Source organism: Microbacterium kunmingense (genome assembly GCF_023155745.1).
Taxonomy (GTDB): domain Bacteria; phylum Actinomycetota; class Actinomycetes; order Actinomycetales; family Microbacteriaceae; genus Microbacterium; species Microbacterium kunmingense.
The window spans coordinates 253,400-265,375 of sequence record NZ_JAKNUS010000005.1 but is presented as its reverse complement, the minus strand read 5'-3'; the positions used below and the strand labels follow the sequence as shown (position 1 = coordinate 265,375).

Below are 11,976 nucleotides of genomic sequence, written 5' to 3'. Positions count from 1 at the left end.
AATAACCATGGCACAGAAGTCAAAGGCCTACCGGGCCGCCGCCGCGAAGATCGCGGCCGACACGTTCTACTCGCCCACCGAAGCCGTGGCGCTGGCCAAGGAGACGGGGTCGGCGAAGTTCGACTCGACCGTCGAGGTCGCGCTGAAGCTCTCGGTCGACCCCCGCAAGGCGGACCAGATGGTGCGCGGCACCGTTATCCTGCCCCACGGCACCGGTAAGACCGCGCGCGTCATCGTCTTCGCCACCGGCCCCGCGGCCGAGGCGGCCATCGCGGCCGGTGCGGACGAGGTCGGCGGCGCCGAGCTCATCGAGAAGGTCGCGGGCGGCTACACCGCCTTCGACGCCGCCGTCGCCACGCCTGAGCTCATGGGCCAGGTCGGGCGTCTCGGCAAGGTGCTGGGCCCCCGCGGCCTCATGCCCAACCCGAAGACCGGCACGGTGACCCCGAACCCCGCCAAGGCGGTCGAGGACATCAAGGGCGGAAAGATCGAGTTCCGCGTCGACAAGCACGCCAACGTGCACTTCGTCGTCGGCAAGGCCTCCTTCAGCGCGGAGCAGCTGGACGAGAACCTCAAGGTCGCCCTCGAGGAGATCATCCGCCTGAAGCCCTCGAGCTCGAAGGGCCGCTACATCCAGAAGGGTGCGGTGTCGACCACGTTCGGCCCCGGCATCCCGCTGGACGTCAACTCCCTGGCCTGATCGCCGACGTACACGAAGGGCTCCGCCTCAGGGCGGGGCCCTTCGTCGTTCCCGTGTCTGTCGCCACCGGGTAGCGTCGGGGGATGGGCGCCGATCTCTCCGACCTGCTGGGTGTCGCCACCCCCATCCTGCTCGGTCCGTTCGGAGGGCTGTCCTCGGTGGAGTTGACGGCCGCCGTCAGCAACTCCGGAGGCCTCGGCGCGTACGGACTGTACGGCTATGAGCCTGATCGGATCAGCGACACGATCGCCGCCCTCCGGTCGGCGACGTCCGGCCCTTTCGCCGTCAATCTGTGGCTGCCGACGGGGGATGAGGTGCACCCGGCTGACGTGGATCTCACCGCGGCGACGGCGGCGGCGGCACCCCTCTTCGCCGAGCTGGGACTCGACCTCCCGCGCCCACCGGTCGCCTTCCTGCCCGACATCGACGGCCAGCTCACCGCGGTGCTCGATGCCGCGCCCGCCGTCCTGAGCGTCGTCTTTGGTGTGCCCTCCGCACACCTCGTCGAGGCAACCCGCAGTCGCGGGATCCGCCTGATCGGGACGGCGACGACGGTCGCGGAAGCGCAGGCGCTGGAAGCGGCGGGTGTGGACGCGGTGGTCGCCAGCGGTGCGGAGGCGGGCGGGCACCGGGTGTCGTTCCTTGGGGCGCCCGAGCTGTCCCTGGTGGGGACATTCGCGCTCCTGCCGCAGGTCGTCGACGCCGTGGACATCCCGGTGATCGCTGCGGGCGGGATCGCCGACCGCAGGGGTGTGGCCGCGGCGTTCGCCCTCGGGGCGTCGGGGGTGCAGGTCGGGACCGCGTTCCTGCGCACCCGGCAGTCGTCCGCCTCGGAGGCTCATCGCGACGAGATCTCCCGTGCGCACGACACCACGACGGTGCTCACTCGGGCGATGAGCGGGCGATGGGCGCGGGGGATACCCAATCATGCCGTCCGCGTCCTCGAGGCCGGTGCGGCCATCGCACCCTTCCCCGCCCAGAACTGGCTGACCGGGCGCTTCCGGGCCGAGGCTGCTCGGCGGGGCGACGCCCGCTTCGCCTCGCTGTGGGCGGGTCAAGCCGCGGGACTGGCCCGGCACGCCGACGCCGCGGACGTCTTCGCCGAGCTCGTGGCCGGCCTCCCGGAATCAGTGCGGCAGCACCAGTGACACCCCGAGTGCGATCATGACGACGGCGATCACCGCGTCGAGAATCCGCCACGACCGGGCGCTCGAGAGCCACCGGCCGAGATATCGGGCGCCGAGCGCGAGACCGAAGAACCACACGACGCTTGCGGTCATCGCCCCCGCCGCGAAGAGCCAGCGCTCCTCACCGTGGGTGTTGGCGACCGAGCCCAGCAGGAACACCGTGTCGAGATAGACATGGGGGTTCAGCCATGTGAGGGCGAGGGTGGTGAGGACGACGGGAAGGAGTCGGGTGCGCGTCGTGGTAGCCGTGCGGCCCGCGCTCACGGTCTGCACGGCAGCATCCCCCTCTTCCCGCAGCGAGAGGGCGTCGCCGTTCGGGCGCCACACCCGCCGGGCTGCCAGCAGGCCGTAGCCGACGAGGAAGAGGGCGCCTGCCCAGCGGACCGCCGTCACGAGCCATGGCAGGGCCTGGAGGACCAGACCGATCCCCGAGACGCCGAGCCCGATGAGCAGGGCGTCGGAGACCGCGCACAGCGCGGCGACGACGAGGACGTGCTCTCGCCGCAGCCCCTGCCGCAGCACGAAGAGGTTCTGCGCGCCGATGGCGATGATGAGGGAGAAGCCGAGGCCGAGTCCGGCGAGGAGGGGGATGAGCACCCCTGCACGCTACGGGTCCGGAGGTGCTAAGCACCAGTTCACTTTTCTTCAGTAGCATTAGCATTGCTTAATATGAGGATACCCTTCGATCTGGCGGAGACCCTGGCCGTCGTGGTAGACGAGGGTACCCTCGATGCCGCGGCGCGGCGGCTGCGCATCACCCCGAGCGCGGTCAGTCAGCGGGTGAAGGCGCTGGAGTCGCTGCTCGGACAGGTGCTTCTCGTCCGCTCGCGGCCGACCCGGCCGACGGCTGCCGGTGTCGTGGTCGTGCGCCTCGCGCGCCAGCTCGCCCTGCTCGAGCATGACGCGATCGCAGGACTGTCGGGCGACCCCGCGGCAGGCGCCCGGGTCTCCGTTCCCCTCGCCGTGAACGCCGATTCCCTGGGGACATGGTTCCTCGTCCCCCTCGCGACCCTCGCCGAGCGGCATCCGATCGTCTTCGATCTGCACCGCGACGATCAGGACTTCACCGCGGGCCTGCTCGAATCGGGCACCGTGATGGGCGCTGTCACCTCACGAGAGGAGCCGGTCGCCGGCTGTCGCGCCGTCCCACTCGGTCGGATGCGGTACCACGCCGTCGCCACGCCCGCGTTCCACGACCGGTGGTTCGCCGACGGGGTGAGCGTCGATGCTCTGGCGGTCGCTCCGCTCATCGATTTCGACCGCCGCGATGATCTGCAGCGCCGCTGGCTCCAGGCGCGCGGGGTCGAGGCGGGCGCGCCGCCGCGTCATTACGTGCCCGCCTCGCACGACTTCGCCGCAGCGGCGGGCCTGGGGCTCGGATGGGCGCTTCTGCCGACGGCACAGGCGGCGGCGGGTCTGGCCTCGGGCGACCTCGTCGCGCTCGGCGGCCCGACCGTGGATGTGCCTCTGACGTGGCAGCAGTGGAACCTGCGTTCACCGCTGCTGGATGCCGTCGCCGAGGCGATCGTCGCCGAGGGGAGGCGCGTGCTCACCGGTGCCGGGGGAGGGCTCAGTCGTCGCTGACCCGCAGAACGATCTTCCCGCGCGTGTGTCCCTGCTCGAGCTCGGTGTGCGCAGCCGCGGCCTCGTTCAGGTCGAACACCCGGTCGATGTAGACCTGCACCGCGCCGGAGTCCAGGAGGCGGGCGATGGTCGCGAGCGTCCCCCCGTCCGGGATCACCTTGTACGACGTCGCGCGCACTCCCGCTTCCTCGGCGGCCTGGGCGTAGTCGGGCCAGGAGCCCGTGGGCACCAGGACGTAGAGTCCGCCAGGGCGAAGCACCTGGAGGGAGCGGCTGGCGGTGCGGTCCACGGCGTTGCCGACGAGGTCGATGACCACGTCCATCTCGCCGACGACCTCCTCGAAGCGCGTGGAGGTGTAGTCCACGACCACGGCCGCGCCCAGCTCCCGCAGCCAGGCGGCGTTGCGTGCGGATGCCGTGACCGTCACGTGGGCGCCGAAGTACGCCGCGAACTGCACCGCGAAGTGCCCCACCCCGCCGCTGCCGGCGTGGATCAGGATGCGCTGCCCCTCATGGGCGTGCGCGGTCTCCACCACCAGTCCCCAGGCCGTGAGGGCGGCCAGCGGCACTCCGGCCGCCTCGACGTGCGACAGCGACGACGGCTTGCGCGTGACCGATTGGGAGGGAACGACGACGTATTCGGCGTAGCTGCCTCCGGTGCGGGGGAAGGGCACCATGCCGAACACCTCGGTGCCCGGCGCCAGGGGGTGCGCCTCGAACGGCGAGGCGACGACCACGCCGCTGAAGTCGAATCCCGGAACCACGGGGGCGTCGCCGAGTGCGGCCGAGACGCCGCTACCCGCTCGGGTCTTGGCGTCGATCGGATTGACCCCCGCCGCCACGACGCGCACGAGCAGTTCGCTGAGCACGGGGCTCGGTGTCGGCGCGCGGTCATACCGCAGCACCTCGGGGCCGCCCGCGGCGGCGAGCGTGATCGCTGCCATGGTGTCGGGCGGCGCATCGGGCGGCGCCGCCGGTGCCTGCGGAGGAGAGGGGGATCGCAGCGGCCGGAATCGCATCGGTCGCTCCTTTCTCGCGCCACCCCTCGTCGGGGACGCAGGCATATGGGTCGGTGAGACTCAGTACATCGGGCCTTTGTCTCACCCGTGTTACGCCGGTGCTAAAGAACGGCGTCGCCCACCATCGTCTCAGCGCGCCTCGAACTGTCGGATCAGCGACGCGGGGGACAGGGCGTGCTCGACGGCCAGCATGCTCGCGCCGAGGACGGCCGCCCGCTCGGCGGTGACCGACTGGGCGATCGTGAGGTGTTCGGTCGCCAGCGGCATGGAGCGGGTGTAGACGACCTCGCGGACGCCCGCGAGGAGATGCTCACCGACGCGGGCCATGGAACCGCCGATCGCGATGACCGAGGGGTTGATGAGGCTCACGCACGTCGTGAGCACCTCGCCGATGTCGCGTCCGGCCTGGCGGACGGTCTGCACCGCCTCGACGTTGCCCTGCTTGACCAGCGCCACCACGTCGCTGCCATCGTGTGCGTCGATCCCCTGAGACCGCAGGGTGCGGGCCATCGCCGGGCCGGATGCCAGCGCCTCCAGGCATCCCCGGTTGCCGCAGTGGCAGGGGATGTCGGCGCCACCGGGCACCCGCACGTGACCGATGTCGCCGGCCACACCCTGGGCTCCCCGCTGGAGTGCGCCGCCCGAGATGAGGCCGGCGCCGATGCCGGTGGCGACCTTGACGAAGATGAGGTGATCAACGGTCGGCCAGGCGGCCGAGCGCTCGCCGAGCGCCATGATGTTCACATCGTTGTCCACCAGGACCGGCGCCTCGAGGTGGCGACCGATCCAGGCGGGGATTTCGAAACCATCCCACCCGGGCATGATCGGCGGGTTCGCGGGCCGTCCGCTCTCGTGCTCGACAGGGCCGGGCACGCCCATTCCGATCGCCGCGAGGTCGCCGCGATCGCGGCCGGCCTCGTCCAGCAGCTGCTCGGCCGTCTCGACCACCCAGGAGAGGACCTGCTCGGGTCCGAGGGAGATGGCGATGCTTTCGCTGCGCTCCGCAAGGCTCAGCCCGCTGAGGTCTGTGAGCGCCACGCGGGCGTGAGAGGCGCCGAGGTCGGCGGCCAGGACGACCCGTGCCTGCGGGTTCAGCGCGAACTGCGAGGGCGGACGCCCGCCGGTGGACAGCGCATCGCCGACCGGGGTGACCAGGCCCGAGCGCACGAGCGCGTCCACTCGCGCGGCGACGGTCGACCTCGCCAATCCCGTCGTCTTGGCCAGGTCGGCGCGGGTGCGCGGCACGCCGTCTCGAAGGAGCTGGAACACCTCGCCCACTCCGGACGAGACGGGGGAGTCGCGGGTCTCTCTGGGCACGTTCCCAGTGTCGCGCATCCGAGCGCGCACGTCGGTCACGTCGCGCGGCCGGCGGGACGGGCGAAGCGCTGCTGCAGCAGGACGGCCACGACGATGATGACGCCCTTGACGACCGCCTGGACAGAGGAGTTGAGGTTGTTCTGGACGAAGACGTTGGTGAGCGTGGCGAAGATCAGCACGCCGAAGACGGTGCCGGTGATCGTCCCCCGTCCGCCGATGAGGAGCGTGCCGCCGACGACGACGGCGGCGATGGCGTCGAGCTCGTACAGCAGCCCGTGCGTCGACGTGCCGGCGGTGGTCCGCCCGAGGATCATCACCGCGGCGATTCCGGCAGTGAGTCCCGAGATGACGTAGAGCCACATCGTGTGGCGCTTGACGTCGATGCCCGCGAGGCGCGCCGCCTCGCGGTTTCCGCCGATCGCGACCGTTCGCCGTCCGAAGGTGGTGCGGTTCAGCAGCACCCACCCGAGTGCGGCGACGACCGCGAAGATCCAGATCAGCATGTCGACACCGAGGATGTCGGTGTTCATGAACGTGATGAAGCCGCGTTCCTCGACGACGAGCGTGCGGCGCTCTGCGAGGATCTCGGCGAGCCCGCGTGCGGCGACCAGCATCGCCAGGGTCGCCATGAACGCGACCACCTTGCCGTAGGCGATGACGATGCCATTGACCAGGCCCGCACCCGCACCGACCGCGAGAGCGATGACGATCATCACGGACCAGTGGAGTTGATCGGCGAGATCCTGCACGGCGGCGATCGTCGCGACCACCGACGCCAGGCCCATGATCGCCCCGACCGAGAGGTCGATGCCGCCGGAGATGATCACCAGCGTCATCCCTATGCTGATCACCCCGATGATGGAGGCCTGCCGGAGGATCGTCAGCATGTTGTCGAGGCTGGTGAAGGTGTCGGGCGCCGTGACCGCTCCGACGACCACGAGGAGCAGGAGGGCGAGGACGAGCCCGAGATTGCGTCCGACCGAGCCCGAGAGGAGGCGTCGCCACGGGGGCGGCGGGGTCTCGGTCGCTCCCGTCGCCGGCGGGGTCGGACTGCCGGCGCCCGGCCGGTCGGTCACGGTTCGCTGCTCGCTCACGCGGCTTGTCCTTTCATGACGAGATCGAGCACGCCGTGCTCGTCGATCTCAGAGGCGGGGAGACTGGTCAGGACGCGCCCGTCGGCGATGACCAGGACCGTGTCGGCAAGCCCCAGCACCTCTTCGATCTCGCTGGAGACGATGACGATCGCGTTGCCGGCGGCGGCGAGCCGACGGATGAGTCCGTAGATCTCCGACCGTGCGCCGACGTCGACGCCACGCGTGGGTTCGTCCAGGAGCAGGACGCGGGTGCCGTGCACCAGCCAGCGGGCGAGGAGGATCTTCTGCTGGTTGCCACCCGAGAGGGTCGCCGCGGGGCGATCCGGGTCGGCGGGACGAAGCTCCAGTGCGGCGATCTGCTCCAGAGCGACGGATTTCTCGCGCCGGAAGTCGAGCAACCCCCCGCGGGAGAATCGACGCATGCTCGACAGCGTCACGTTCATGGCGATGGATTCGTCGATCACGAGCCCCTGGCTCTTGCGCTCCTCGGGCGACAGCCCCACACCCGCCGACACCGCGGCGGTCACCGAGCCTCGCCGGAGGGCGGCGCCGCCGACGCGGACGGTACCTCCCGATGATCGCCGGGCGCCGTAGACCGTCTCGAGGATCTCCGAGCGCCCCGATCCCACGAGGCCGGCGAGTCCGACGATCTCTCCGGCGCGGACCTCGAAGGACACTCCCTCGAACACCCCGGCGAGAGCGAGATCGCGCACCTCGAGCATCACCGGGGCATCGGCGGGGACGGGCGCGGCGGGTGGGAAGACGTTCGCGACGTCGCGTCCGGTCATCAGTCGGATGAGTTCGGAGGTCGGGGTGTCGGCGACGGAGAGCCCGGTGGCCATCGTGCGGCCGTCCTTCAGGACGGTCAGGCGATCGCCGATCTGCCGGATCTCCTCGAGGCGGTGCGTGATGTACACCACGGCGATCCCCGCGGCGGTGAGCTCTCGGACGACACCGAAGAGGTTTCGCACCTCCTCGGTGTCGAGCACCGCCGAGGGCTCGTCCATGATGATGAGCTTGATGTCGTGCGAGAGGGCGCGGGCCATCGAGACGATCTGCTTGTTCGCCGCACTCAGCTCCCCGACCTCGGTGTGGGGCGACAGTCGGGAGTGGCCGAGTCGGGCCAGAAGCTCCCGGGTCTTCTCGGCTGCCGCCGAGCGCTTCGTGAAGCCGCCGCGAGCGATTTCGTGGCCGAGGAAGATGTTCTCGGCGATCGTGAGCCCGTCGACGACGTCGAGCTCCTGGTACATGGTGGCGATGCCGAGTTCGATCGCCGCCTCCGGCGTGGAGATCTCCACCTCCTCGCCCCGCCAGACGATCGTGCCGTCGTCGGGGCGGTGGACACCCGCGAGGGTCTTGATGAGCGTCGACTTCCCCGCGCCGTTCTGCCCGAGGATGCAGTGCACCTCTCCCGCGGTGACCTGCAGATCGACCCCGCGCAGCGCCCGGACGCCGGCGAAGCTCTTGGTCACCCCGCGTACGTCGAGTAACGGCGAAGCATGGTCATCTTTGATCACGGGGTGAACCTAACACGCGAGAAAAGTTAGCGATATCCCCACTTTTGCCGGACGCGCGGACAAAAGGTGGACAAACGTCGTCGCACTGACGTACAGTCCCACCGTCAGCGAAGACTCCTCGGAATGCTCGGGGCGCGAGGGACCGCTGGCGTCGCTGCATCACATTTCGAGGAGGAAAAGAATGCGCACACTCGCGAGGGGGCGGGGGCGGTTCATCATCGCCGGAGCCGCAGTCGTGGCATCCATCGGACTGCTGGCCGGATGTACCGGAACCGGCGCCGAGGAGGAGGACGTCGTCGATCAGGGGACGAGCGTCGAGGAGAACGCCGAGAGCGGAGACACCGTGGTCATCGGCTTCTCGGGTCCCGCAGCCGACCACGGCTGGCTCGGTGCCATCAACTCGGGGGCGCAGGCCGCCGCCGACAGCTTCGACGACGTCGAGTTGCGCGTCGCGGAGGGGACGAACGACGCCAACGCGCAGATCGCCGCCGTCGAGACGTTCATCAACGACGGCGTCGACGCCATCGTGCTGCTGCCGACCGACGGCGCCGCGCTCACGGAGGTCGCGATCGAGGCCATGCAGGCGGGCATCCCGGTGATCAACGTCGACCGGGAGTTCTCGAGCCCGTTCGCCGCGCGCACGACGATCCTGGGCGACAATTACGGAATGGGCGTCAGCGCGGGCACCTACATCTGCGAACAGGTCGGGGACAACCCCGACGCGGTCGTGGCCGAGATCGCGGGCATCGACTCCCTGCCGCTCACCCAGGACCGCTCCCAGGGATTCGAAGACGCCCTGTCGGACTGCGGACTCGAGGTCTCGGCGCGTGTCGCCGCCGACTTCACCGTCGCCGGCGGTGAGGCGGCCGCCTCGCAGCTGCTTGCGGCGAACCCGCAGATCGACGCGATCTGGAACCACGACGACGACCAGGGCATCGGTGTCCTCGCCGCCGTCGAGGCATCGGGCCGCGACGAGTTCATCATGATGGGCGGCGCCGGGTCGCGGAATGCGATGGAAGCCATTCAGGCGGATGACTCGGTGCTGAAGGCCACGGTCATCTATCCGTCCACGCAGGCGGCCGACGGCATCGCGCTGGCGCGCCTGATCGCCCAGCAGAAGACGGTGGGCGACCTCATCACGCCCAGCGTGCCGAACCGCGTCGTCCTGGACGCGCCGGTGGTCACGAAGGACAACGTCGAGGAGTTCATCGACCTGTCGTTCGAGTCCTGACACAACCACCGCGGGGCGCCCGACACCGTTCGGGCGCCCCGCCTTTCGAAGGGAGAATCGCGTGGGAGACCAGCTCCGCGTCGCCATGATCGGGCACGGCTTCATGGGAGCCGCGCACTCGCAGGGCTGGCGGGTCGCCCCGCGGTTCTTCGATCTTCCCCTCGATCCGGTCATGCAGGTCGTCGTCGGCCGCGACGGCGCTCGCGCCGCAGCGGCCGCCGCGACCTGGGGTTGGCACGAGGCGGCGACGGATTGGCGCGCGGTCATCGCGAGGTCCGACATCGACCTGGTCGACATCGTCACCCCCGGCGACACCCACGCCGAGATCGCGATCGCGGCCCTGCGCGCCGGGAAGCACGTCCTCTGCGAGAAGCCTCTGGCGAACACCGTCGCCGAGGCCGAGGCCATGACGGCCGCCGCCGAGGAGGCAGCGAGAGCGGGGGTGCGCTCCATGGTGGGATTCACCTACCGGCGGGTGCCCGCAACGACCTTCGCGCGGCAGCTGGTCGCCGAGGGTCGGCTCGGCGAGATCCGCCAGGTCCGAGCGGAGTACCTGCAGGACTGGCTCGCCGACGAGAACGCACCCCTCACCTGGCGTCTGAACAAGGACATCGCCGGCTCCGGATCGCTCGGTGACATCGGTGCCCACGCGGTGGACCTCGCCGAGTACATCACCGGACAGACCGTCGACCGCGTCTCGGGCATCCTCGAGACGCTCGTCACCGAGCGACCGGTCATGGCCGAGGGCGTCGGGCTGTCGGGAACGGCCGGCACGGAACGAGGCCGAGTCACCGTCGACGACCTCGCGCTGTTCACCGGCCGGCTCTCGGGAGGGGCGCTGGCCTCGTTCGAGGCGACGCGTTTCCGCACCGGCCGGAAGAACGCGCTCCGGATCGAGATCTCCGGTTCGCGCGGAGCTCTCGCCTTCGACCTGGAGCGCATGAACGAGCTGGAGTTCTACGACGCCACACTCCCCGAGTCCGAGCAGGGGTTCCGACGGATCCTCGTGACCGAGCCCTCCCACCCCTACGCCGACCGGTGGTGGCCCACGGGTCACATGCTCGGGTACGAGCACGGTTTCAGCCACCAGGTCGTCGACCTCGTCACGGCGATCGCCGAGGGCACCGACCCCACCCCGTCCTTCGCGGACGGACTCCACGTCCAGCGGGTCCTCGACGCCGTGGAGCGCTCGTCGGCGGCCGACGGCGCGTGGCAGACGACCCGTTGACCATTCCGAGCCCGGGTGACGCACGTCTCCGGCACCTTTCAGAGAGGACGACAGCATGGCGCGACCGATCACGTTGTTCACCGGCCAGTGGGCGGATCTCCCCTTCGAGGAGGTGGCGCGCCTGGCGGGCGAGTGGGGGTACGACGGTCTCGAGATCGCGTGCTGGGGTGATCACCTGGACGTGTCCCGGTGGGATGACGCCGACTACGTGCAGTCGCGCAAGGACATCCTGGAGCGCAACGGTCTGAGGGTGTGGGCGATCTCGAATCACCTCACCGGTCAGGCGGTGTGTGATGACCCGATCGACCAGCGGCATCGGGACATCCTGTCCGACCGTGTCTGGGGCGACGGCGACCCCGAGGGGGTGCGTCAGCGGGCGGCGGAGGACCTCAAGGACACTGCGCGGATGGCGGCGAGGCTGGGTGTCACCCAGGTGAACGGGTTCACCGGGTCGTCGATCTGGAAGGCGGTGGCGATGTTCCCGCCGGCGTCGGAGGAGTGGATCGAGGCGGGGTACCGGGATTTCGCCGACCGCTGGAACCCGATCCTCGACGTGTTCGAGGAGGAGGGTGTGCGGTTCGGGTTGGAGGCGCACCCTTCGGAGATCGCGTACGACTACTGGACCGCCAAGCGCACGCTCGAGGCGATCGGCCACCGCAAGAGCTTCGGGCTGAACTTCGACCCGTCGCACTTCATGTGGCAGCAGTTGGATCCGGTGGCCTTCGTCCTGGACTTCGCCGATCACATCTTCCACGTGCACGTGAAGGAATCCATCACCAACCTCGACGGCCGCAACGGGGTCCTCGGCTCCCACCTCGGGTGGGCCAACCCGCGCCGGGGGTGGACGTTCGTGTCCACCGGTCACGGGGCGGTCCCGTGGGAGCCGGTGTTCCGCGCGCTGAACGCCATCGGGTACACCGGACCCACCAGCGTCGAGTGGGAAGACGCCGGCATGGACCGCCTCCACGGCGCCCCCGAAGCCCTCGCCTTCGTCCGCACACTCAACGCCATCACACCCCCCGACGCCGCCTTCGACGCCGCGTTCAGTTCGAAGTAGCGAGCTCCGGGGCCCGCGCGGCGGGGGAGCGTGCGGGCCCCGG

Annotated in this window: 11 protein-coding genes; 6 read left to right on the top strand and 5 right to left on the bottom strand. The window is 70.1% G+C overall.

What is annotated here, in order from left to right; translation table 11 throughout:
* Nucleotides 1-7: 7 nt before the first annotated feature.
* Together rplA and MA875_RS09700 are read left to right on the top strand one after the other, a co-directional pair.
* Nucleotides 8-700 carry a 50S ribosomal protein L1 gene (gene rplA, locus MA875_RS09705; protein ID WP_248242082.1) on the top strand — a complete coding sequence of 231 codons (693 nt, stop codon included), beginning with the start codon at nt 8-10 and terminating at the stop codon, nt 698-700.
* Between the two features lie 83 nt (nt 701-783).
* A complete protein-coding gene (locus MA875_RS09700; RefSeq protein WP_248242081.1) occupies nt 784-1,848 on the top strand; it encodes an NAD(P)H-dependent flavin oxidoreductase in 1,065 nt (354 codons plus the stop codon).
* Here MA875_RS09700 and MA875_RS09695 read toward each other — a convergent pair.
* Nucleotides 1,828-2,484 (bottom strand): LysE/ArgO family amino acid transporter, encoded by a 657-nt coding sequence (locus MA875_RS09695; protein ID WP_248242080.1) that lies wholly within the window; start codon nt 2,482-2,484, stop codon nt 1,828-1,830. The two genes, MA875_RS09700 and MA875_RS09695, sit on opposite strands and share 21 nt — an antisense overlap.
* A gap of 72 nt (nt 2,485-2,556) precedes the next feature.
* Between MA875_RS09695 and MA875_RS09690 the strand changes: the two genes are divergently transcribed.
* Nucleotides 2,557-3,471, top strand: a complete 915-nt coding sequence (locus MA875_RS09690) for a LysR family transcriptional regulator ArgP (protein ID WP_248242079.1) — start codon at nt 2,557-2,559, stop codon at nt 3,469-3,471.
* Here MA875_RS09690 and MA875_RS09685 read toward each other — a convergent pair.
* The 4 genes from MA875_RS09685 to MA875_RS09670 all read right to left on the bottom strand — a co-directional run bounded on the left by MA875_RS09685 (nt 3,458) and on the right by MA875_RS09670 (nt 8,372).
* Complete coding sequence (locus MA875_RS09685; RefSeq protein ID WP_248242078.1) at nt 3,458-4,489, bottom strand: NADP-dependent oxidoreductase; 1,032 nt, start codon at nt 4,487-4,489, stop codon at nt 3,458-3,460. The genes MA875_RS09690 and MA875_RS09685 overlap by 14 nt on opposite strands.
* A gap of 129 nt (nt 4,490-4,618) precedes the next feature.
* Nucleotides 4,619-5,806, bottom strand: a complete 1,188-nt coding sequence (locus tag MA875_RS09680; protein WP_372492560.1) for an ROK family transcriptional regulator — start codon at nt 5,804-5,806, stop codon at nt 4,619-4,621.
* 35 nt (nt 5,807-5,841) lie between these two features.
* Nucleotides 5,842-6,900, bottom strand: a complete 1,059-nt coding sequence (locus tag MA875_RS09675) for an ABC transporter permease (protein ID WP_248242077.1) — start codon at nt 6,898-6,900, stop codon at nt 5,842-5,844.
* Complete coding sequence (locus tag MA875_RS09670; protein WP_248242076.1) at nt 6,897-8,372, bottom strand: sugar ABC transporter ATP-binding protein; 1,476 nt, start codon at nt 8,370-8,372, stop codon at nt 6,897-6,899. Before MA875_RS09670 ends, MA875_RS09675 begins: the two co-directional genes overlap by 4 nt.
* A 226-nt stretch (nt 8,373-8,598) precedes the next feature.
* Between MA875_RS09670 and MA875_RS09665 the strand changes: the two genes are divergently transcribed.
* From MA875_RS09665 to MA875_RS09655, 3 genes are all read left to right on the top strand, one after another.
* Nucleotides 8,599-9,648 carry a substrate-binding domain-containing protein gene (locus MA875_RS09665; RefSeq protein WP_248242075.1) on the top strand — a complete coding sequence of 350 codons (1,050 nt, stop codon included), beginning with the start codon at nt 8,599-8,601 and terminating at the stop codon, nt 9,646-9,648.
* An 85-nt stretch (nt 9,649-9,733) separates the two neighbouring features.
* On the top strand, nt 9,734-10,876 hold the full coding sequence (locus MA875_RS09660; protein ID WP_248242131.1) for a Gfo/Idh/MocA family protein: 1,143 nt from the start codon (nt 9,734-9,736) through the stop codon (nt 10,874-10,876).
* Between the two features lie 55 nt (nt 10,877-10,931).
* A complete protein-coding gene (locus tag MA875_RS09655) occupies nt 10,932-11,933 on the top strand; it encodes a sugar phosphate isomerase/epimerase family protein (RefSeq protein ID WP_248242074.1) in 1,002 nt (333 codons plus the stop codon).
* Nucleotides 11,934-11,976 lie beyond the last annotated feature (43 nt).